Here is a 21,879-nt window from a genome sequence, read left to right as displayed (position 1 = left end):
CCTGCTGCCGGCAGCTTCCGCAATTTTGATGTGAGTGACGGCTTGCCGGATAATTCTTTTAATCACCGCAGTGTCTACAGCCGTAACGGAAAGCTGTTTTTTGGAAGTAGTAACGGCTTTGTCATCTTTTATCCGGACAGCCTTAAAGATAATACTACCCCTCCCCCGGTTTACATTACGGGCTTGAGGGTTTTGGAAAAAAGCCGGCCCGTACCAGGCGATGCGCTGGAATTGCCCTACCGGGAAAACTACCTGTCGTTTGACTTTGTAGCCCTCAACTATGATTCACCTGAAAAGAACCAATATGCTTACATGATGAAAGGTTTGGATAAAGACTGGATATACAGTAATACCAGGCGTTATGCCAGTTACACCAACTTAGCTCCCGGTAAATATACCTTCCGCGTAAAAGCCTCAAACAACGACGGTACCTGGAACGAAAAAGGTACTTCTCTTGCCATTATCGTTCATCCACCCTGGTGGCGCACCTGGTGGGCTTACACCTTTTATGTCCTCTGCTTTTTGACCGGTTTATTCCTGGCAGACCGTTACCAGCGGCAGCGCCTTATTCAAAAAGAAAGAGAGCGCACAAAAGAACGGGAGCTGGCTCAAGCAAAGGAAATCGAAAAGGCTTATCATGAACTGAAAACAACACAGGCACAACTCATTCAAAGTGAAAAAATGGCTTCCCTTGGCGAGCTTACCGCAGGCATCGCCCATGAGATACAAAACCCGCTCAATTTTGTGAATAATTTTTCGGAGGTGAGCATGGAACTCATAGAGGAAATGGAAACTGAGCTGGCAAATGGCGATAAAGAACAAGCTATCGCGATAGCAGGCGACATTAAACAAAACCTCCAGAAAATATCCCATCACGGCAAGCGGGCAGATTTCATCGTTAAAGGAATGCTCCAGCACAGCCGCACCAGCACAGGCGAAAAGCAGGCAACAAACATCAATACCCTGGCAGATGAATTTTTAAAACTCTCCTACCACGGGCTTCGGGCAAAAGATAAATCGTTCAACGCTGAACTGGTAACAAATTTGGATAAAAACCTCCCCAAAGTAAACGTAGTGCAGCAGGATATTGGGCGGGTATTGCTGAATTTGTTTAATAATGCGTTTTACGCGGTGCATCAAAAGCAAAAAGCTGAAAGCCCAAAGCAAAAAGAAGAATACAAACCTGTAGTTGAAGTAAGCACTTCAGCCAAAGATGGCTTTGTAATCATTTCCGTCAGAGACAACGGTTGTGGCATCCCCGAAGGGATCAAAGAAAAGATCCTGCAACCATTTTTTACAACCAAGCCTACCGGAGAAGGTACCGGGCTGGGATTAAGCTTAAGTTACGATATTGTAGTCAAAGGGCATTCAGGCAAAATAGAGGTTAACAGCAAGGAAGGGGAATATACAGAGTTTACCATTTCTATACCAGGATGATATAAAAATCGATATATTTAAAGTTATATGAAGATATTAGTTGTTGACGACGAAGCGGATGTGCAACCGCTTTTCTTACAGCGTTTCCGTAAAGAGATCCGTGATCATGAGTTTGAATTTGATTTCGCCCTTTCGGGTGAAGAGGCCTTAGGCTATTTAAAACAAAAACATTCAGAAGTGGTTCTGATCCTCTCGGATATTAACATGCCGGGTATGAGTGGTATCGAACTTCTTTCAAGGATCAGGCATGATTATGAGACCCCACCACCCGTAGTGATGATGATAACCGCCTATGGCGATGAAGAAAATCACCGTCAAGCCATGGAAAACGGCGCTAATGATTTCCTGACCAAACCGCTCAACTTTAACCTGTTAAAAGAAAAACTTAAAGCATTTACAGCATAATGGCAAAGATACTGGTTGTTGATGATGAGGCTGATCTGGAATTGCTGGTCAAGCAAAAGTTCAGGCAAAAAATAAGAGATAACATCTATGAGTTTATTTTTGCCAAAAACGGCGAAGAAGCTTTAGAGATGGTAATAAAACATCCAGATCTGGACATCATATTGAGCGATATCAATATGCCTGTGATGGATGGGCTTACACTTTTGAGCCGTTTGCCAGAAGCTAACCCAATGCTCAAGGCGGTTGTGGTTTCTGCTTATGGCGATATGCAGAACATCCGCACAGCTATGAACCGCGGCGCATTCGACTTTATCTGCAAGCCGGTTGATTTTATGGACCTGGACCTTACCATGGAAAAAACCATTTTGCACGTAAAACAACTGCAGGAAACCCTTAAAGCCATTAAAGAGAACAACATCCTGAAAATGTACGTGGACGGGAACGTACTCAACTTTATGGCGCACAAAGAATTTGAAACCAGCCTGTTGAAAAATGAGACAATGGACGCCACGGTCATGTTTATTGATGTCTGCGGCTTTACCGCTATTACAGAACAATTGCCTGCTAATACCGTAGTTAAATTGCTTAATAATCTTTTTGATAAAATAGTATCGGAAATTATCGCACAAGGCGGCCACGTTGATAAATTTATGGGGGATGCTGTCATGGCGGTTTTCAGAGAAAATTATCATCTCGACAGAGCCATTGATGCAGCCTTATCCATCAAAGTAAAGCTGAATGATGGGCAAGAGGTAATTGAGGACAATACCGAATATAAACCGGAAATTGCAATTGGAATCAACTCCGGCGAAATGATTTCAGGAAACATTGGCTCAGCTTCATTAAAGCGCCTTGATTATACGGTGATCGGCGATTCTGTTAATTTAGCGCAACGCTTACAATCTGTGGCAAAGCCCGGCCAGATCGTGATCACCGACGAAGTTTATAATAAGGTTAAAGAGTCGTTTAATTGTGAACTGATTGGCACAGTTACGCTAAAAAATAAGTCACAACAAGTTATAATTTATCAGGTACTGGATTAGTTTAACCCTGATTAAATGATAAAAAATTTGAAGACTGAACCATGAAGAAAATTTTTCGAAAAGAGGCTATAAAATTTGCTTTTGATCATTCGGATAAGCCTTTGATCTGTTAAATTGGGCGAAATTTTTGAAATTGAAACCTGGGATGCAGGAATTGGATTTTTTAAAAGTTCTGCTGATAAAGCAATTCCTGCGAATCGTCACGGTTTTGATCGTACACCGCCCCTGGTAAATTTAATTGCCGGTCCGATTTTTATTGAAGGGCTTGACCGTGGTGATACACTTGTTGTTAAAATTCATCAAATTGAGGTTGAAAAGACTTCCTGGATTGCTGTAGGGCCAAATCGTGGATCACTGGGTGAATCCTCCCGCTGGAATGAAATCTCAGGGGAATACAGTACGATGGTTTTTGATCATAGTCCGGGCTCAAGCGGAACTACAATTGATGGAACACTCCATTTTACTGAAAAAATATCCTGGCCAATTACCCCATTTGTTGGCACTCTGGGTGTTGCGCCTGACCGGGATGTAGCAAACAGCCTTGATAGGCAGGGTAATTGGTGCGGAAACCGCGATATACGTGATTTCAAAATGGAAATGCAGTAAAGTAGCAACAAACACTATTCTAACACCTGGTAAATTACCACTGGATGCGATTTATTTTTAAGCTTCACTTCACCAATCTTTTCACAGCTAAAAGATTCTTTAGCAATTTGATAAACCTCTTCGGAAATAATAATTTGCCCTGCCTGTGCCACGGTTTGCAATCGCTGAGCTAAGTTCACAGAATCGCCAATTACTGTATAATCAAGGCGCTTAATAGTTTCTGAACCAATATTTCCCGAAACCATCTCACCAGAATTGATTCCAATGGAAATCTCAGCCTTGTACTTTTTAGTTCCTGTATCTATTTCCCCGCTCTTACTCAATACATCTTTAATTGACAAAGCGGCATCAATTGCACGGTCGAGATGATAGTTTCCCCTGAAAACAGCCATCACTGCATCACCCATAAATTTATCAACGTGGCCGCCTTGTGCTATGATCTCCTTAACAATCTTATCAAATAGTCCATTGAGTAAATTAACCACCGTATTTGCAGGAATTTGCTCTGTTAAAGTCGTGAAGCCGCAAACGTCCACGAACATAACACTAGCTTCCAGTACCTCATTTTTTAACAGGCTGGTTTCGAATTCCTTGTGGTTCATAAAGTTGAGCACATTCTCGTCCACATACATTTTCAAGATGTTATTTTCCTTGATGGCCTGGATAGTTTCCTGCAACTGCTTCACGTGAACGATAGTTTTCTCCATGGTAAGATCCAGGTCTTCAAAATCAACGGGCTTACAAACAAAATCAAAGGCACCGCGGTTCATAGCCGTCCGTATGTTTTGCATATCACCATAAGCCGAAACCATTACAGCTTTTAACATGGGGTTAGCTTCGGGAAGGCGGCTGAGCAGGGTAAGCCCATCCATAACGGGCATATTTATATCACTCAGGATAATATCCAGATCGGGATGTTCTTTTACTTTTTCCAGCGCTTCTTCGCCGTTTTGTGCAAAGACAAATTCATAAATATTCTCCCGTATTTTGCGGCGAAATTTCTGTTTTACCAGCAATTCCAGATCCGCTTCATCATCTACTACTAATATCTTTGCCATTATTGAGTAATTTGGTTTAGTTTCTCTTTAAGCAGATTGAAATCAAGAGGTTTTGTAAGAAAATCATTAGCTCCTTTTTGCATCGCCTGCTGGTAGTTTTCATCGTCGCCATAGGCGGTTATCATCATTACCACCGGTGGTGGAGCATCATATTCCTGCCTGATCCTTGAAAGAAGTTCGATACCACTCATACCCGGCATGTTAATATCCGAAAGTATTAATACAACTTCAGAATGGTTATTTTCCAAATATTTTAGGGCCTCCTCGCCTGATAGCGCAAAATTAAATTCAAGTTCATGGCTGCGGATTTCCTTGCGAAAGCGTTGGATAAAAAGAGGATGAACATCTGCTTCGTCGTCAACTACTAAAATTTTCATCATAATATAATTTGTTTTTTAATGGAGATGAAGCTATCATGAGCATATTCATTTCTGCTTGTAAGCGGTATGCTCATGATGGTTTCATATCAACTGTTTGTGGTTTTGGGTTCAATTGGAATAGTGATGGTAAACTCGGTAAATTCACCTTCTTCACTGTTAATTTTTATGGTTCCGCCATGGGCTTCAACCACGATATCGTAACTCATAGACAAGCCCAGCCCGGTTCCTTCGCCTGTAGGCTTGGTAGTAAAAAATGGCTGCATAACCTTTTCCTTTATTTGTTCCGGGATGCCCGAGCCATTGTCTTCAACCTTGATTATTATAAATTCTTGATCAGTTGAAGTAGACAATTTTACTGTGGGCTTAAAGGGGGTGCCGCTGACTTTTTCTTTCTTTTCCCTATCCTGGACAGCGTAAAATGCATTAGTTAGCAGGTTTAGGAATACCCGCCCAATATCCTGAGGCACTATGCTGGCTAAAGGAAGATTAGCGTCATAATTTGTGATCAATTCCGCATTAAATGATTTGTCTTTAGCCCTGAGTCCATGGTAAGCCAGCCGCAAATACTCATCGGCCAACTTATTGATATCTGTAGGTTCTTTTTGGTGGCTGCTGGAGCGACTATGCTGCAACATGCCTTTTACAATGGAATCCGCACGTTTGCCGTGATGGGTAATCTTTTGAAGGTTCTGTTTGATGTCACTTGCTATCGATTTTGCTTCCTCAACATCACCTTTGTTTAATTCCTCGTTCATTTCGTCGATGAGCTCATTAGTTACTTCGCTAAAGTTATTCACAAAGTTCAAGGGGTTTTGAATTTCGTGTGCAATCCCCGCGGTTAGTTCTCCCAGACTGGCCATTTTTTCTGATTGGATGAGTTGGCTCTGTGTTGATTTCAGGTTTGCTAATGTTTGGCGTATCTCACCGGTTTGTCTGGCTACTTCTTCTTCCAGTATTTTTTGTTGCGTTATAGCTTGCTCCTTTTTCTCTTCTGAAAGCTCCACTACTTTCTGCGCATTCACCTGTACCTCTTGTATCATCTCTTTAAACCGCATGGATACATAAATCAGTAAGGAAAAAGGAAAACCAAGAGTAAAAACAGTTCTGTTTAACAAATTAAAATACTGCGATCTGTATATATTTGGTATTAGTGTATCCAATATAGGCGCGATTAAATAAACAGAAATTGTAAAGATTAAGCCTCCAACAATGGCCCATTGGGCGCCCTTAAGACTTTTCCATGAAGTAATAACGTAATATAAACATATACCAAATACAAAAACGACAGACCCCAAATAGATAAAATAAAAGGCTGTTTCAAAAGAATTGGTTAAAAATGCTCCTATTTCATTTATTATAATGAAAATGATGAGGATCAGAAGAAGCCTGCTGTTTATTTTTCTTTTGAAAACTTTGATTAGAAGAATCGGCAGCAATAACTGTATTGTGGGGATTTGAATTAAACCACCTATAATAAAATAAGTTCTATATTCATTAAAGGACCTTCCGCTGGGATCAATAGCCCAACAATAAGTGTAAATGGCGACAGTACTGGTATAAAGTGCAATCCAAAAGAGATTTTTCTCCTTTGGGTTTTGAAAGAGTAACAACCAGAAAAGCACAGAAAGAATAGCACAAATCACCACCCATGAGGTAAGAAAAGTATACACTTTCTTGTAATTATTTGATAACCTGGTGCTATAGTTTGGCCCGCCAAGACGAATAACTTTTTTCATAGACTGGGTCTTTACATCATACGGTGGTATCGCAGACAAATATCCAACATAATGAAGACTGAGAATATGAACAGCTGGTGTATCGAAACGAATAGATAGGGGATCTAAACCACCGTTATATTCGCGAAAATCCTTTCTCTTCTCTCCTGTATTGCCTCTAGTAGCAAGCAGTTCTCCATCTACATAAAATGCTGTCGAAGCCCACTGCCCAAAATCAACATATAATACTTTATTGAGCAAAGAACTATCAAATCTTACTTTTATCCGAAACCAGCCCTCCACTCTGCCATTTTTATCAGCATACTTTGCTGAAAGATCGGTGGGTTTTAATTTTTCCCAACCCTTTGTATCCATATCTTTTTTGGCCCAAAGACTATCGTTTCCTTTGTGGAAAACCCAACCATCGATAGCATCGATATTGAAAGCATCTATGTTTTTGCTAAACTTTTCAGGTGAAATGTTGATGACAGAATCCTGAGCCAATCCAATAAATGGGAGGAACAAAAGAAGGATGGTTTTTATGATATTTTTCATGAAGTCTGATTTGATACCGGTAAAATAATGATGAACGTTGTCCCTTCTCGCTCAGCAGTTGCGGTTTCTACTTTTAACTCTCCCCCATGCGCTTTCACAATATCATAAGCTAAAGATAAACCCAAACCGGTTCCCTGGCCTGTTGGTTTTGTTGTAAAAAATGGTTGAAATATTTTTTCTTTGATAGAAGCGGGAATGCCATTGCCATTATCTTTTACAATAATCTCTATTCTTTCATTTGTTTTTTTAGTACTGACCGAAACCGTTGGTTGATAGCTTTCCGCATTTGGCGTTAAGCGTTCAGCCTTCTGCTTTTCATCTACCGCATAAAAAGCATTGTTGATTAAGTTCAAAATCACTCTTCCAATGTCTTGAGGAATGATGTTAATGGCGCCAATACTCTCATCAAAATCAGTATTTAAAGTTGCATTGAAAGTTTTGTCTTTTGCCCGCAATCCGTGATAGGCCAATCGTAAATATTCATCGCACAATGCATTGATATCCGTAGGTTCTTTTACACCACTACTACTACGACTGTGTTGTAGCATGCCTTTTACGATGGCATCGGCACGTTTGCCATGGTGGTTTATTTTTTCTTCATTACTGATCACATCGTTGATCAATTCATTTTCCAACGCTTCCTCTCTTTCTGCGTTTGGCTTTAAGCGTTCTGCCTTCAGCTCTTCCAATAACTCTTTGTTTACTTCTGAAAAATTATTGACAAAATTCAAAGGGTTTTGGATTTCATGTGCAATGCCTGCGGTTAGTTCTCCCAGCGAGGCCATCTTTTCAGATTGGATCAGCTGGGTCTGGGTAGTTTTTAAATTTTCCAATGATTGCGAAAGTTCAGCAGTTCTTTCTTCTACCTGTTCTTCCAATAGCCTGTTTTGACTGGCCAGTAATTCTTTTTTTTCTTCCGTAACCTGTACCAATTTTTCGGCTTTACTAAGTATATCTTTATTAATTTCTTTCATCCATAAAGCTACATATACTAAGAGGCTTACAGGGAAAGACAAATAGCCGCCGCATAGTAGTATGAAATAATAAAAAGTGTTTCCCAAGGTCTGTATAAAAAAATTATCTATCACCCCTAGTGATAAACTTATCAGCAGGGTTATGATCAAACCAATGACAATTGCCCATTTTGCTCCTTGTAATGTTTTCCTGGATACAACCAAATAGTAGGTACATATCAGTAAGGAAAATAGTGCATTTATCGGCCATATTCTTTCCGAAACTGCATAAAAGGAAAGGCCAGTCAAAATCATAAAGGCGATTGCATAAACCTTTAATATAAGCGGGATTTTATTTTTGAATACTTTGGCAACCAAAAGCGGTAAGGAATTAACCATTCCGGTAAGGCACAGTAATGAAAAAAACATCAATAATTGCGTCTGATTATAGGTAGTAAATGTCATTCCCTTGAAAATATGGGAGAATACTAATCCAAACAAACATGTAGTGCTTAATGCAACATGCACAAGATGATCTTCACTTCGATTTAAAAGAAACAAAAACCAAAATAATACAACCAATACACCCAGAATAGTCATAATTACAATAAACCCTCTCCAATGCATTGAATATGCATGATACTCTGCTAAACTCACAGGGTTGGCAATGGCTATAAATCCATTTTTTGTAAAGCTTGATTCTTTTACCTGGTTTTTATAATTGGTATAATCCACAAAATGCACGGCCAGTAACAATTCTTTTCCCATTTCCAGTTTTATGGCTTCGGGGAATTTTCCAAAATCAACAAATTCATGATAAGGCTTCCCGTTATACCCCGTATTTCCAAATGAATACAATCGCTTGCCGTTTATGAATATATCTGTAGCTAAATAACTGCGCTGTAAAATGAAAAGTGATACCTGACTAAAACTGCTGTCCAGTTTTATCTTCATCCTGAACCATCCTTCGAGTCTTCCGTTCTGATCAGCCTGTTTTTTAGTGATCTCTTCCGGGTTCAGGTGCTGCCAGTTGTTTACTGATATTCCTGGGTCAGCCCAGGAGGGATCATTTCCCTGCTTAAATATCCAATGTTCAATTTCCCCAAGGTTAATTCGCCCCTGGGAGTTGAACATAGATGTTGAAAGTACAATGGTAGTATCCTGTGCGCTTCCATTTAAAAAAGTGCTCAATAAAAAAACTACGGTTGCCACATATTTCATAACGGTGCTTTAATTATTGACTGGTAATATAATGCTGAATATACTTCCTTCCCCATCCTTTGTCTCCACTTTTAATTCTCCCCCATATGCCTTAATAATATCATAACTTAAGCTCAAACCCAGACCGGTTCCTTCTCCGGTGGGCTTGGTGGTGAAGAAAGGCTGCATGATTTTGTCTTTGATGGCGTCGGGGATGCCGGAGCCGTTGTCGCGGACGGTGATAATTATCCCCCCGCCCCCTGGAGGGGGTGTGGAGTTGGGGCTTAGCATGGGCGAAATGGATTTGGTGCTAACCTCTATCCGTGCCTTAAACCCTTCGCCTTCTAACTTTCGCCTTTCTTGCGCTGCATAAAAAGCATTGTTGAACAAGTTGAGCAATACCCGACCGATATCTTGCTGTACTACATTTACCAGTGGTAGGGTTTCATCAAAATTGGCAATCAATTCTGCGTTGAACGATTTGTCTTTTGCCCGCAGCCCGTGGTAGGAAAGCTTTAGAAATTCGTCGGCTAAGGTATTGAGGCTGGTGGGCTGCTTCTCGCCCGTACTGGTGCGGCTGTGCTGCAACATGCCCTTAACAATTGAGTCGGCACGTTTGCCGTGGTGGGCAATTTTTTGTAGGTTTTGGGAAATGTCTTCAAGCATTTCTGTTTCAAGTTCTTCATCACGCTCACTTTGAGCTTTCAGCTTCTCGCTTTTAACCTCTTCAATCAATTCAATACTTACTTCCGAAAAATTATTTACAAAATTTAATGGGTTCTGAATTTCATGTGCAATGCCTGCAGTGAGTTCACCAAGGCTTGCCATTTTTTCGGATTGAATGAGTTGGGATTGAATGGATTTTAAATCTTCTATCGACCGATTCAAAGAGGCGGTACGTTCCTGAACTTGTGTTTCAAGAGTTTCATTTTGTAATGATAAAATAGACTCTTTTTCTTTGGAGAGTTTTTGAACTTTTTCTAAATTCAATCGTAACTCTTGGCTGCGTTTACCAAATGAATATCCTAAGTAAATAGCTAAGGTTACTGGCATTACCATAAAAGCGAAAGGGATATAAGATATTACTTGAATCTTGATTAAACCAAGCGTACCCAAAATGTATATCACCCAGAATAACAGGCTGAGCACACTGGAAGCCATAAAAAGCATGCTACCTATTTTGTTTTTGTGTCGTGATTTTACTGCTATTCTTATAGTAGCAAAAAATGAAAGAATTACCCAAACTGGAGATAAAATATCAGGTTCGTATAATAAATAACCAACTAAGGTGATGAGCCCTAAAAAAGCAATGATTTTAAAAATAATATCTAAAGGTTTTTCTAAAATCCTGTATAAACAATACAATATGATTGTAAAGGCAATGATCACACAGTAATCAGCGCAGTATTGAATCCAATATGGATCACCTGTTGTACTATCTTGATTATAGATGATGCCAATATCAGATAGGATTAAAAAAAAGGCAGCTGTGGCAAAATATCCATTGATTCTTTCGTTTGGGAAAAAGATAAAAAAGGATGAAAAAATAATAAACATCAAAATAGCTATACCTAAAGCGATGTAATAGTTATCTATAAAATCTCGGTTAAAAATGAGGTAATAATTTTTAATCATATCTGATGAATTGGTATTGCTCAGATTAGTTAACGCTAATCTCAAATATCCGTTAACAGGAGAATATATTGGGAATTTGTATTGTGTACTTAAATATCGTACTGCCAAAATCTGTTCTTTACCTTTTTCTAAGGGAAATTCAAGTAATTGTCCAATAGGATTGTAAGAAACCACTTTTTCTAAGTCGGAACTTAATTTACCTAATTGGTGAATCAACTTTCCATCTAAGTAAATCTCAGAAGCACCCAATTGTAATATGTTTAAAACTATAACCTTGTTTAGGTTACTATCTGCTTTAATATGCTTTCTAAACCAAGCAATTTCACCACGGTTTGCAATGGCATGTTTACCATCGGGCATGTTTAAATTATTTTGCGATAACTCCTTCCATGATGAATCATCAAAAGCAGGATCCGCCCATTCTTTGTGATCTCCTTTTTGGTAACGCCAGTCTTTTCCCAAAGTAGTCCATTGCTCAGCTAAGGTGCTATCAGCAATTACAAAAACTTTTTCAGATTGACCAAAAGTAATTACCGGTATCAATAGCCCAATGATGTAGAGAATGCGTTTCATGATTCATTTTTATTAACAGGTAACTCAATGATAAACTCGGTTCCTTCATTTTCTGTCGTCTTTACTTTTAACTCCCCACCATGTGCTTTTACAATATCATAGCTTAAGCTTAAGCCCAAACCCGTTCCCTGCCCGGTAGGCTTGGTGGTAAAAAAGGGTTGAAATATCTTATCTAATACTTTTTGCGGAATGCCATTGCCGTTGTCCCTTACACTAATTTCCACTACATCATTTATTTTTTTTGTACTTACGGAAACAGTTGGTTCGTATCCCTCAGCAATCTGCATCTGCTTATCTTTTACTGCATAGAACGCATTGGTAATCAAATTTAAAATAACTCTTCCCATATCCTGCGCAATAATATTGATCTTGCCAATGCTCTCATCAAAATCCGTATTCAATGTTGCATTAAAGGATTTGTCTTTTGCCCGAAGACCATGATAGGCCAGGCGTAAATATTCATCAGCAAGCGCATTGATGTCTGTAGGTTCATATTTACCTACGCTGCTGCGGGAATGTTGCAGCATTCCTTTTACAATTGCATCTGCACGCTTACCATGGTAATTTATCTTTTCGAGGTTTTGCTTAATATCATCAGCGATAACTTTTGCTTCATTAATATCTCCTTTGTCTAATTCTTCATTCATTTCATCGATCAACTCATTACTCACTTCAGAAAAGTTATTCACGAAATTCAGTGGGTTTTGAATTTCATGGGCGATGCCGGCGGTTAGTTCTCCGAGGCTGGCCATCTTTTCTGATTGGATGAGTTGGGCTTGGGTCGATTTAAGTTCGGAAAGTGCTTCTTCAGCTTTAAGTTTTTGTGTGTTGACCTCCTCTTTTTCATGATGTAACAATGCATTCGCATTTTGTTTTTGCTTGTTGTTACGGTATAAAAAAAACGCAATCAAAAGGAATATACCTAAACCAGTTATTAATGCATATTGTCTGACCTTATTTTGATAGGAAGCCTTTGTGGTTGCCATTTCGAACTGTCGCTCTTCTTCATCAAATGCCATCAGGTTCTTAATGGCATTTAGATTGTCTAGTTTGTTTGTTTTCTTTAAAGCCGCCACTGCCATTTTGTGGTAACGAAGTGCAAGTTCCAGGTTGCTTTTTTCGTGTAGCGAAGACAAAAAAATACTGACCTCAGCAATTGAAAGGCCACTGCCGTTTTTTTGCGCATCATCAAGAGCCCTTTGTGCATAATAAATAATAGAATCACGTTGCCCAGCCTGTTGATAGATCTCTGCAATTTCAATGTTTGCTATAGAAGTAAAAAAATATTGATCTATTAAATAACCATCCGACAGGGCTTGTTGAAAATAATTGAGTGCAGGCTGTACATTACCTTTAACTAATTGAATTCTCCCCAGCGTAATTAAATTTGGACAACTCATTGTCGAATCACCATATTGTTTAATTTTTTTGTCTGCTCTGAGGCTATAAAATAAAGCCGAGTCCAGTACATTCAATGCGCGATAGGTCATCCCAAGATATACTTCTGCCGGTACCGCCATATTGTAATTACGAGATGAGTTGAACAGCTGCAATGACTTTTTATGATAAAACAGTGATGAGGAAAAATCTCCTGCTGACCTGTATATTATGCCAAGCCTATTAAGTATTTGCCCACGGCCAATCGTAAAATTGTATTTCTCAGTGATCCGCAAGGCCTTCAACTCCAGTTCCAAAGCCCTTGTGCTATTACCTGTCATCGAAAGTGCATATCCCAATATAAAAAGGGATTTATATTCCCCTTCGTAAAATTTTAGTTTTCGTGATACCACAAAGGCCTTCTGTCCATAAAACAAAGCAGAGTCAACATTTGAGAACTTATATTGGTCAGCCAATTCTACCATTGAAAGTACGGTAGCTGTGTCATTATTGCCTGTGGAAATTGCCTGCTTTAAACTGTCAATAATGGATTGATGATTGCTCTGTGCAAAGACCTGCTGTGACAAAAAGCATAAAAGGAACAGACCTGCAATTTTTTTCATTATCCTATTTGTTTAAGGGTAATTCAAGTATAAATTCAAGCCTTCACCGTCCGAACGGGTCATCCCCGTCCGAACCGGCACGGGCGGGCGGGCGGGCTTCTTTGGTTTCAATTTTTATTTTGCCGCCATGTGCTTTCACAAGGTCGTAGCTCAGGCTCAAGCCAAGGCCTGTTCCTTCGCCTAATGGCCTGGTGGTAAAGAAAGGTTGGAAAATTTTATCTAAAACTTTTTGCGGGATGCCATCGACATTATCTTTTACACCAATTTGCAATAGGGTTGAACTCATTTCTTTGGCTTGGGTAACAGAATGATAAACGTTGAACATTCAGCTTCTTTGGTTTACATTCATATTTAGGTACAACCTGCTCATAATTATCTCAGATAAATATCAAACCTGATACCCTTTCCCTGGCTGCGAGTGCCAGTTCAAGGCCAGGCATCAAATCATAGAAGTAAACGAATGAATTAAAATACTTGCAGAAATAAAATTAATCATATTACCCCAGCGTATGAACCCAAATTAAATATACATTAACTATTAATTAAAACAAATAACAATTCTATCTATCAAAGACTTAGGGTAGTCAAAAAATGATAAGAATTTCGGTGCTTCCAATACCTGATATTTGACATGATCCGTTAAGATCCTGCTTTTAAAATCAACATGCTTAGATAGCACTCAATATTGCGGCAGAGTGTTTATATTTCAATCAGAATGGTGCTCCTGAAAACTGGACAAGTGTATTGGAAATGAAGACTAAGTGATGTATCATAACTATTTAAATCCACCTTACCACCCCATCTTTTGTTGAAATCCTATAGTTTTTTAAATTCAAATCCTGAATTCATTCTTTAGTGCTCAGATTTACTGATATTTCATTTAATTTACTGAAAATTTAATCTAAGGCCATGAAAAAGATCCTCCGTGAACAGGCGAAAAAATTTGCTTTCAATTATTCGGATACTCCTTTAGTCCATGTTAATCCGGGCGAAGAATTTGAAATTGAAACCTGGGATGCTGGTATTGGTTTTTTTAAAAGTTCTGCGGATAAAGCCATACCTGCGAATCGCCCGGGATTTGACCGCACACCACCACTGGTAAATCCCATTGCCGGACCGATTTTCATTGATGGTCTCGAACGGGGTGATACACTGGTTGTGAAGATTCATCAAATTGAAGTTGAAAAGACTTCCTGGATTGCTGTAGGTCCAAACCGCGGGCCACTGGGTGAATCCTCCCGCTGGAACGAACTCTCTGGGGAATACAATACCATGGTTTTTGATCATAGTCCGGGCCCAAGCGGGACTACAGTTGATGGAACTCTTCATTTTAATGATAAGATCTCCTGGCCCATTACTCCATTTATTGGTACGCTGGGAGTAGCACCAGACAGGGATGTAGCAAACAGTCTGGATGGGCAGGGCGATTGGGGTGGAAACCTTGATATTCGTGATTTTAAACCCGGGAATAAGATTTTTCTTCCGGTTTATCATCCCGGTGGACTTTTCTATCTGGGTGATGTACACGCTAGTCAGGGGGATACAGAATTTACCGGAACTGCAGCAGAAACACAGGCAACTGTTCGGCTTTCATTTGAGGTGATTAAGGGAAAGCGTTCTCCGGGAATCCGAATCGAAACCCCAGATTCTATTATTGCAATTCATGCATTCAGACCACTTGAAGATGCAGTCCACCAGGCAACAGTTTTTATGATGGATTGGCTGGTTAGTACTTATGGATTTACCCAGGTTGAGGCTTATTGCTTTGTCAGTACCTGCCCTGATTTTAGGATCAATGTGTATCAGATGTGTAAGATAGGCAAGCTTAATTATGTGGCGGGTGCCGAGATTCCAAAAAGATATTTGGTTCAGATTCCAACCTAATTCATTTTGGAATATTGATTAGAAAACCCTAAATAGATAGTCTGTTAAAACAGCCATTATTTTCTATAAATTGCCTTATTAGTTTTAATTATCAATCTCATTTACCTTTGAATATCTTATGATCAATCTTAAAAATATTCAAACAGAGGTCGATACCGGCTTAATTGGTAAAATATTCGGGTATGATTATATACTTGGGGTATTACTGGATACCGAAAAAAGCATTTCATCTTCCATTGTGAAAGTTAAGAGGAAAAGTAATACAAGCCCCTCTCTATCCGATATTTCGCATGTAACGATTCTTAAAAATATCTTAAATAATCATCAGGATATTTCTGGTTCTAATCTTGCCAGGTTTGAAAAGAGGCATAGGTCTGTTGGTGGTAATGCGCTCAGAGCAGCAGTACTTGGAGGGAACGACGGACTGGTTTCAAATTTCAGTCTGGTGATGGGAATAGCAGGCGCAACCAGCGGTCAAAGTGAAGTCTTGTTAACTGGTCTTGCCGGACTGATGGCGGGGGCTCTTTCAATGGCTCTTGGTGAATGGATTTCAGTGAAAAGCTCTCAGGAACTCTATGAAAATCAATTCTACTTGCGATATTAATTTTCCTATTATTGCTAAATGTAACTTTTGTAACCATAAATCGGGTTTGCTATTAAGACCTTTGCGTGCAAGTAAAAAGACATTATGGAGATTTTAGGTTATATTTTGGCAGTACTCGTAGGAGTTTCATTGGGCTTAATAGGAAGCGGTGGATCCATACTCACAGTACCGATTCTGGTTTATGTTATGGGCGTTAATCCTATTCTTGCTACAGCCTATTCGCTGTTTATAGTCGGTTCGACCGCCTTTGTTGGAGGTATTCAAAGTGCAATACAGAAAAAGGCAGATTTTACAACTGTTCTGATCTTTGGAATTCCATCCATTGCAGCAGTGTATCTGACCCGCATGTGGCTGGTACCATTAATTCCATCTGAACTATTCACAATTGGATCATTGGTTATTACCAAATCCATTGGTATAATGGTTCTGTTTGCCATTGTCATGATTCTGGCTTCTGTGAGTATGATCAGGCCATGTATTGATTGTGATAAAGCAGATGATACACCACTACAATATAATTATCCACTAATTCTACTTGAAGGAGCTTTGGTAGGTTTACTCACTGGTTTGGTAGGTGCCGGTGGTGGATTTTTAATCATCCCTGCATTAGTACTTCTGGCTCGTATGCCAATGAAACTTGCAGTAGGAACTTCCCTCTTTATCATTGCTGCAAAATCATTAATTGGTTTTATTGGAGATATTCAGGGTGATCAGTTGATCGACTGGAAGTTGCTAGGAACATTTACAGGTCTGGCGGTAGTCGGGATATTTATTGGTATTTATCTGGCTAAAAAAATCAGCGGAGAAAAGCTGAAAAAATCTTTTGGCTGGTTCGTTCTGGTAATGGGTATTTACATCTTTGTAAAAGAATTATTCTTTCCATCAGCCGGAGGAGGTCATTAGGATAAAAATAAATAAGCTCACATGAACCTGGACTCAAATCTGAACGAAAGCTTTTGGAATGAACGTTATCGATTAAATGACACCGGCTGGGATCTGGGTCACGTTTCTCCTCCATTAAAAACCTACATAGATCAGTTAACTGATAAAAATCTGAGGATTCTCATTCCGGGATGCGGCAACTCATATGAGGCAGAATATTTACTGGAGATGGGTTTTACAAACATTACTATAATTGATATCGCTCCTGAACTTGTAAAAAGATTAAAATCTAAATTTCGATCAAACCAGAATATCAAGATAATTTTGGGTGATTTCTTTACTCACAGAGCTGAGTATGATCTGATTCTGGAACAAACCTTTTTCTGTGCCCTCGACCCGAAATTGCGTAAAAATTATGCAGAAGCAATGAAAGGCCTTCTTATTAAAGGCGGAAAACTTGCAGGAGTATTATTTAATAAAGAGTTTGAAACACAGGGGCCACCATTTGGAGGAACAGACGCGGAGTATCTGACACTATTTGGAGATGCCTTTAATTTCAGAACCTTTGAGTCTTGCTATAATTCTTTCTCCAAACGTGCGGATTCAGAATTATTTGTAATTCTGGAGAAAAAATAAAGCTGTTCTTCTTTTGTTGATTGTAACCAATGTTACCGACTGCCGATTGATTAGTCCCGACATTTGTACAAGAAATTCAAAGAAAAAAACTAACCAATTAATTCAAATCTTAAAATTAGAAAATATGTTTTTTCAACACATTTATGATAAGAGCCTTGCACAGGCAAGTTATTTCATCGGCTGTCAGAAAGCCGGAGTAGCCGCAGTTATTGATCCGAAGCGTGATGTGGATACTTACCTGGAAATTGCCCAGGCAAACAACATGAAGATCACTCATATCTTCGAAACGCATATCCATGCTGATTTCCTTTCCGGCGCACGTGAACTGGCCAAGCTGACCGGTGCTGATATGTACCTTTCAGACGAAGGTGGTGAGGGATGGGAGTACGAGTTTGATCATATCGGATTAAAGGATGGGCAGATTGTAAAGCTGGGTAATTTGATTTTTGAGGTGATGCATACTCCGGGGCATACTCCCGAAAGTATCAGTTTCCTTTTAACAGATACTCCTGCATCAAAGGAGCCGGTGATGTTATTTACCGGAGATTTCGTTTTCGTTGGTGATATCGGCCGTCCTGATTTGCTGGAAAAAGCTGCGGGCATGGTAGGTACAATGAATGCCGGAGCCAAAGAAATGTTTAAGTCGGTCAATAAGTTCTCAGCATTGCCAGATTTTATTCAGGTATGGCCGGGACATGGTGCAGGATCAGCATGTGGAAAAGCTTTAGGGGCAGTACCAAGTACAACAGTTGGTTATGAAAAGGTAAGAAACTGGGCATTGCAATACGACAATGACGAGCAGGGGTTCGTTCAGTATCTTTTAGCAGATCAGCCAGAACCACCAAAGTATTTCGCAATGATGAAGAAACTCAATAAAGTTGATCGTCCATTGTTGACAGAGGTGCCTGTATTGAAGAAATTATCGGCTTCAGATTTAAAAGAAGCGATGGATAAAGGTATGAAAGTACTGGATGCAAGAGATAAAGTTGATTTTGCTGCAGGATTTATTCCGGGCAGCATGAATATCCAAGGTAATAACTCTTTTGCGACATGGGCCGGTTGGTTTCTGAATTATGAGGAGCAGTTTATCATCCTTGCTGATGAATCAAATTTGGATGATCTAACGAGAAAACTGATGCGTATTGGTCTGGACAATATCTATGGATATGTTCCATCAACTTCAGTATGGACAGAAGCTGGCGGGAAACTGGAAAAAGCAAATGTAATCTCAATTGAAGAAGCTAAAAAGCTGATGAAAGAGGATGTTCAAATTGTAGATCTGCGAGGTGTTACCGAATACAATTCAGGGCATATATTGAATGCTGATAATGTATTTGTGGGAACATTACCTCAGAATCTGGATAAGATCAGTAAGGATAAAAAGGTATTGATTCACTGTCAGAGTGGAGACAGGGCCGCAATTGGCTACTCAATTCTCGTGAAAAATGGCTTTACTAATATCGCCAATTATTCAGGTGGTATTAATGAGTGGGTGAATAGAGGGGAACCATTAGTTTCATAATCGTGGGTTCTTTAAGGTGAGTGTTAGGATTCGCCGGATTCATTTCCGGCGAATTTTTTATTTGCAACAAATGTTACCGTTATGACTGCTAATATTCACGATTTTTGTAGTATCAAAATTAACAAAATGAATGTAGAGCAAATTTACACCGGATGTTTGGCACAAGGTGCGTATTACATCACCAGCAATGGCGAAGCTGCCATTATAGATCCACTGCGTGAGGTGGAGCCTTATCTTAGCAGACTTAGCAGGGATGGGGTTAAACTAAAATACATTTTTGAAACTCATTTTCATGCCGATTTTGTCAGCGGTCACGTTGATCTGAGCAGGAAAACAGGATCTCCGATTGTTTATGGCCCTAATGCAGCCTGCGAATTTGAATGTATTTCTGCAAGCGACGGGCAGGAATTTAAGGTAGGTGATATTACCATTAAGGTTTTGCATACTCCGGGGCATACGATGGAAAGTGCAACTTTTCTGTTGAAAGATGAAACAGGAAAAGACCATTGTATTTTCAGTGGTGATACACTGTTTCTGGGTGATGTAGGTCGTCCGGATCTTGCCCAGAGGGCAGCACATATGACACAGGATGAACTTGCCGGTTTACTCTATGATAGCCTTAATACTAAAATAATGCCTTTAGCCGATGATGTAATAGTATACCCTGCTCATGGTGCCGGTAGTGCTTGCGGTAAAAATATGATGAAGGAAACTGTGGATACTTTGGGTAACCAAAAGCGGGTAAATTATGCATTGAATCAGCCGGATAAGGAATCTTTTGTGAAAGCTGTTACTGAGGGTCTTCTTCCTCCTCCTGCATATTTTGGTCTAAATGTAGCAATGAATAAGAAGGGTTACGAAAGCTTTGATACTGTTTTAAATAATGGCATGAGAGCCCTGAGCCCTGATGAGTTTGAAACAGCAGCTGAAAATACGGATGCACTGATTCTGGATACCAGAGATAATACGATTTTCTATAAAGGATTTATCCCGCAATCTGTAAATATTGGACTTGGCGGCGATTTTGCTCCTTGGGTTGGAGCACTGATTGTAGATGTTAAACAGGCAATACTATTGGTTACTGATGAAGGAAATGAGGAAGAAGCAGTTACCCGTTTGAGCCGTGTAGGTTTTGATAATATTCTGGGACATTTGAAGGGTGGATTCAAAGCCTGGTTAGATTCAGGAAAAGAAGCTGATGTGGTTGATCGTATTACTGCTGAGCAGTTTGCAAATGAATTCAGACTTGAAAAGGATCTGGTATTTGATATACGCAGAGAAAGCGAATATGCAGCCGAACATGTGGATAATGCATACAACCGACCTTTGGCCTATATAAATGAATGGATTAAAGATGTAAATCCTAAACAGCATTTCTTCTTACACTGTGCTGGTGGTTACCGCAGTATGATGGCTGCATCAATTCTTCAGGCAAGAGGTTACAGAAACTTCACTGAAATTGCCGGTGGATTTGGAGCAATCAGTGGTACCAATATTCCGAAAACAGATTTTGTTTGCCAGAGTAAGGTGATGCCTGCCTGATCTGTTGATATATCTTTCTAAATTTTCAAAGGGAGGTGTTTTTTAATACCTCCCTTTAATTAATAATAAGTCTGAGGTTTTGATTTTATGCTTAAATTGAATTATGCAGGGTTTACATAAAAACAGATATCAATTTGCATTTTTAAGTGGGATATTAGCAGATGCCTTTGGAATTGTCAATGCCCTTTTCATTGTGGCTGCCATAACAGCCATAGCAGGAATGATAGCGAACCGGCGGATGTGCTGTACAAATAAACTATTCTGGAACAGTGATTATTGCGTCCCGGTATATTGACAAAGGCCTATGAAATTGAATGAAGTTCTAAATAAGGATATTATCCTCCGTGAAAATCTGGCGATTGAAAGGACTGATATGGCAATTGACAGAACCCTGCTGGCTTTTGTGAGAACATCGTTATATTTTGCTATCGCAGGCATGACGTTAAACAGCCTGTTAAACCTCAGCTACGGATGGTATCTGGAAATCGCTTTCTGGATAATCGCTTTGCTGATATTTTTTATTGGCCTTTACAGGTTTTATCATCAAAAGCGGAAACTCAGAAATAACCGCAAACATATCGGGAATTATATCCCGCACGATAAAAGCTGAAACTGAGATTTTCATTTGTAACCTTTGTTACTAAGATCGCAGCCAGCAGTCCTTACTTTTGTTATATAATTTAGCATAACAACAGATTCACATGAAAGCGATAATTTTTAGTAACTGGAACATCATCAGATTTCTTCGTTTGGGAATTGGACTGGTGATTTTGGTTCAGGCAGTGATGGCTGCAGATATATTGTTTGGTCTGATGGGTTTACTTTTTACAGGAATGGCCGTTTTTAATGCCTCTTGTTGCGATGCAGGTACCTGTGCTGCTCCTCCTGCCAAAAACGATACCGGATCGAAAGAAATAAGCTATGAAGATTTAAATAAACAGCCATGACATTTAATGAATTAATAGAATCGGACAAGCCCGTGCTTGTTGATTTTTTTGCAGAATGGTGCGGACCATGTAAGGTTATGGCACCAATATTAAAAGATGTTAAACAAGAAGTAGGAGATGCTGTCAGTATCCTGAAAGTTGACGTCGATAAAAATCCCCAGGCCGCTGCAACATACCAGGTGCAGGGTGTTCCAACCCTCATATTATTTAAACAGGGAAAAGTATTGTGGCGGCAAAGTGGTGTCGTTCAGAAGAACGGATTAGTTGGAGTGATTAAAAAGTTTACAGTTTAAAAATAAGAT

The 21,879-nt window shown here is 39.5% G+C and carries 21 protein-coding genes; 14 read left to right on the top strand and 7 right to left on the bottom strand.

From position 1 onward, the window contains the following. The 4 genes from Q8M41_RS11180 to Q8M41_RS11165 form a co-directional block, all read left to right on the top strand. A partial coding sequence (locus Q8M41_RS11180) for a triple tyrosine motif-containing protein (RefSeq protein ID WP_305365360.1) occupies window positions 1-1,437 on the top strand: 1,437 nt, incomplete at its 5' end. A 27-nt stretch (window positions 1,438-1,464) separates the two neighbouring features. Next, entirely contained in the window at window positions 1,465-1,842 is a 378-nt protein-coding gene (locus Q8M41_RS11175) for a response regulator (RefSeq protein WP_305365359.1), read from the top strand. Further along, window positions 1,842-2,885, top strand: coding sequence for an adenylate/guanylate cyclase domain-containing protein (locus Q8M41_RS11170; RefSeq protein ID WP_305365358.1), 1,044 nt, complete (start codon window positions 1,842-1,844; stop codon window positions 2,883-2,885). The genes Q8M41_RS11175 and Q8M41_RS11170 overlap by 1 nt, the downstream gene beginning before the upstream one ends. A 114-nt stretch (window positions 2,886-2,999) precedes the next feature. After that, a complete protein-coding gene (locus Q8M41_RS11165) occupies window positions 3,000-3,491 on the top strand; it encodes an acetamidase/formamidase family protein (protein ID WP_305365357.1) in 492 nt (163 codons plus the stop codon). A 14-nt stretch (window positions 3,492-3,505) separates the two neighbouring features. Here Q8M41_RS11165 and Q8M41_RS11160 read toward each other — a convergent pair whose 3' ends face one another. The 7 genes from Q8M41_RS11160 to Q8M41_RS11130 form a co-directional block, all read right to left on the bottom strand. Continuing rightward, the gene (locus Q8M41_RS11160; RefSeq protein ID WP_305365356.1) at window positions 3,506-4,549 is read right to left on the bottom strand and encodes an adenylate/guanylate cyclase domain-containing protein; all 1,044 of its coding nucleotides are present in this window, start codon (window positions 4,547-4,549) and stop codon (window positions 3,506-3,508) included. Beyond that, window positions 4,549-4,929, bottom strand: a complete 381-nt coding sequence (locus tag Q8M41_RS11155; protein WP_305365355.1) for a response regulator — start codon at window positions 4,927-4,929, stop codon at window positions 4,549-4,551. The genes Q8M41_RS11160 and Q8M41_RS11155 overlap by 1 nt, the downstream gene beginning before the upstream one ends. A gap of 86 nt (window positions 4,930-5,015) precedes the next feature. After that, window positions 5,016-7,199: a sensor histidine kinase gene (locus Q8M41_RS11150; RefSeq protein WP_305365354.1), complete on the bottom strand. Its 2,184-nt coding sequence runs from the start codon at window positions 7,197-7,199 to the stop codon at window positions 5,016-5,018. After that, window positions 7,196-9,373 carry an ATP-binding protein gene (locus Q8M41_RS11145; protein WP_305365353.1) on the bottom strand — a complete coding sequence of 726 codons (2,178 nt, stop codon included), beginning with the start codon at window positions 9,371-9,373 and terminating at the stop codon, window positions 7,196-7,198. The genes Q8M41_RS11150 and Q8M41_RS11145 overlap by 4 nt, the downstream gene beginning before the upstream one ends. Window positions 9,374-9,382: 9 nt before the next feature. Further along, window positions 9,383-11,560, bottom strand: coding sequence for an ATP-binding protein (locus tag Q8M41_RS11140; protein ID WP_305365352.1), 2,178 nt, complete (start codon window positions 11,558-11,560; stop codon window positions 9,383-9,385). Beyond that, window positions 11,557-13,560, bottom strand: coding sequence for an ATP-binding protein (locus Q8M41_RS11135; protein ID WP_305365351.1), 2,004 nt, complete (start codon window positions 13,558-13,560; stop codon window positions 11,557-11,559). The genes Q8M41_RS11140 and Q8M41_RS11135 overlap by 4 nt, the downstream gene beginning before the upstream one ends. Window positions 13,561-13,603: 43 nt before the next feature. After that, window positions 13,604-13,885, bottom strand: coding sequence for an ATP-binding protein (locus tag Q8M41_RS11130; RefSeq protein WP_305365350.1), 282 nt, complete (start codon window positions 13,883-13,885; stop codon window positions 13,604-13,606). Window positions 13,886-14,469: 584 nt separating this feature from the next. Between Q8M41_RS11130 and Q8M41_RS11125 the strand changes: the two genes are divergently transcribed. The 10 genes from Q8M41_RS11125 (at window position 14,470) to trxA (ending at window position 21,870) form a co-directional block, all read left to right on the top strand. After that, window positions 14,470-15,444, top strand: a complete 975-nt coding sequence (locus Q8M41_RS11125) for an acetamidase/formamidase family protein (protein ID WP_305365349.1) — start codon at window positions 14,470-14,472, stop codon at window positions 15,442-15,444. A gap of 118 nt (window positions 15,445-15,562) precedes the next feature. Then, window positions 15,563-16,048 (top strand): VIT1/CCC1 transporter family protein, encoded by a 486-nt coding sequence (locus tag Q8M41_RS11120; RefSeq protein ID WP_305365348.1) that lies wholly within the window; start codon window positions 15,563-15,565, stop codon window positions 16,046-16,048. Window positions 16,049-16,132: 84 nt separating this feature from the next. Beyond that, window positions 16,133-16,951, top strand: a complete 819-nt coding sequence (locus tag Q8M41_RS11115) for a sulfite exporter TauE/SafE family protein (RefSeq protein ID WP_305365347.1) — start codon at window positions 16,133-16,135, stop codon at window positions 16,949-16,951. A gap of 21 nt (window positions 16,952-16,972) precedes the next feature. Further along, window positions 16,973-17,566, top strand: a complete 594-nt coding sequence (locus tag Q8M41_RS11110; protein WP_305365346.1) for a methyltransferase domain-containing protein — start codon at window positions 16,973-16,975, stop codon at window positions 17,564-17,566. A gap of 124 nt (window positions 17,567-17,690) precedes the next feature. Then, window positions 17,691-19,088 carry an MBL fold metallo-hydrolase gene (locus tag Q8M41_RS11105; protein WP_305365345.1) on the top strand — a complete coding sequence of 466 codons (1,398 nt, stop codon included), beginning with the start codon at window positions 17,691-17,693 and terminating at the stop codon, window positions 19,086-19,088. 126 nt (window positions 19,089-19,214) lie between these two features. Further along, a complete protein-coding gene (locus Q8M41_RS11100) occupies window positions 19,215-20,630 on the top strand; it encodes a rhodanese-like domain-containing protein (RefSeq protein WP_305365344.1) in 1,416 nt (471 codons plus the stop codon). A 103-nt stretch (window positions 20,631-20,733) separates the two neighbouring features. Beyond that, window positions 20,734-20,925, top strand: a complete 192-nt coding sequence (locus tag Q8M41_RS11095) for a hypothetical protein (protein WP_305365343.1) — start codon at window positions 20,734-20,736, stop codon at window positions 20,923-20,925. Window positions 20,926-20,934: 9 nt separating this feature from the next. Beyond that, entirely contained in the window at window positions 20,935-21,240 is a 306-nt protein-coding gene (locus Q8M41_RS11090) for a DUF202 domain-containing protein (protein ID WP_305365342.1), read from the top strand. A gap of 91 nt (window positions 21,241-21,331) precedes the next feature. Beyond that, entirely contained in the window at window positions 21,332-21,577 is a 246-nt protein-coding gene (locus Q8M41_RS11085) for a hypothetical protein (protein WP_305365341.1), read from the top strand. Further along, the gene (gene trxA, locus Q8M41_RS11080) at window positions 21,574-21,870 is read left to right on the top strand and encodes a thioredoxin (protein WP_305365340.1); all 297 of its coding nucleotides are present in this window, start codon (window positions 21,574-21,576) and stop codon (window positions 21,868-21,870) included. The genes Q8M41_RS11085 and trxA overlap by 4 nt, the downstream gene beginning before the upstream one ends. Window positions 21,871-21,879: the final 9 nt, after the last annotated feature.

Source organism: Daejeonella sp. (assembly GCF_030684675.1).
GTDB lineage: Bacteria > Bacteroidota > Bacteroidia > Sphingobacteriales > Sphingobacteriaceae > Daejeonella.
This window is presented reverse-complemented; position numbering and strand designations above follow the sequence as displayed.

Excerpts from the sequence above, each read along its gene's own strand:
- Q8M41_RS11175 (WP_305365359.1), top strand. The coding sequence starts at position 1,465 with ATGAAGATATTAGTTGTTGACGACGAAGCGGATGTGCAACCGCTTTTC.
- Q8M41_RS11170 (WP_305365358.1), top strand. The coding sequence starts at position 1,842 with ATGGCAAAGATACTGGTTGTTGATGATGAGGCTGATCTGGAATTGCTG.
- Q8M41_RS11160 (WP_305365356.1), bottom strand. The coding sequence starts at position 4,549 with ATGGCAAAGATATTAGTAGTAGATGATGAAGCGGATCTGGAATTGCTG.
- Q8M41_RS11155 (WP_305365355.1), bottom strand. The coding sequence starts at position 4,929 with ATGATGAAAATTTTAGTAGTTGACGACGAAGCAGATGTTCATCCTCTT.
- Q8M41_RS11150 (WP_305365354.1), bottom strand. The coding sequence starts at position 7,199 with ATGAAAAATATCATAAAAACCATCCTTCTTTTGTTCCTCCCATTTATT.
- Q8M41_RS11145 (WP_305365353.1), bottom strand. The coding sequence starts at position 9,373 with ATGAAATATGTGGCAACCGTAGTTTTTTTATTGAGCACTTTTTTAAAT.
- Q8M41_RS11140 (WP_305365352.1), bottom strand. The coding sequence starts at position 11,560 with ATGAAACGCATTCTCTACATCATTGGGCTATTGATACCGGTAATTACT.
- Q8M41_RS11135 (WP_305365351.1), bottom strand. The coding sequence starts at position 13,560 with ATGAAAAAAATTGCAGGTCTGTTCCTTTTATGCTTTTTGTCACAGCAG.
- Q8M41_RS11130 (WP_305365350.1), bottom strand. The coding sequence starts at position 13,885 with ATGTTCAACGTTTATCATTCTGTTACCCAAGCCAAAGAAATGAGTTCA.
- Q8M41_RS11125 (WP_305365349.1), top strand. The coding sequence starts at position 14,470 with ATGAAAAAGATCCTCCGTGAACAGGCGAAAAAATTTGCTTTCAATTAT.
- Q8M41_RS11120 (WP_305365348.1), top strand. The coding sequence starts at position 15,563 with ATGATCAATCTTAAAAATATTCAAACAGAGGTCGATACCGGCTTAATT.
- Q8M41_RS11115 (WP_305365347.1), top strand. The coding sequence starts at position 16,133 with ATGGAGATTTTAGGTTATATTTTGGCAGTACTCGTAGGAGTTTCATTG.
- Q8M41_RS11110 (WP_305365346.1), top strand. The coding sequence starts at position 16,973 with ATGAACCTGGACTCAAATCTGAACGAAAGCTTTTGGAATGAACGTTAT.
- Q8M41_RS11105 (WP_305365345.1), top strand. The coding sequence starts at position 17,691 with ATGTTTTTTCAACACATTTATGATAAGAGCCTTGCACAGGCAAGTTAT.
- Q8M41_RS11100 (WP_305365344.1), top strand. The coding sequence starts at position 19,215 with ATGAATGTAGAGCAAATTTACACCGGATGTTTGGCACAAGGTGCGTAT.
- Q8M41_RS11095 (WP_305365343.1), top strand. The coding sequence starts at position 20,734 with ATGCAGGGTTTACATAAAAACAGATATCAATTTGCATTTTTAAGTGGG.
- Q8M41_RS11090 (WP_305365342.1), top strand. The coding sequence starts at position 20,935 with ATGAAATTGAATGAAGTTCTAAATAAGGATATTATCCTCCGTGAAAAT.
- Q8M41_RS11085 (WP_305365341.1), top strand. The coding sequence starts at position 21,332 with ATGAAAGCGATAATTTTTAGTAACTGGAACATCATCAGATTTCTTCGT.
- trxA (WP_305365340.1), top strand. The coding sequence starts at position 21,574 with ATGACATTTAATGAATTAATAGAATCGGACAAGCCCGTGCTTGTTGAT.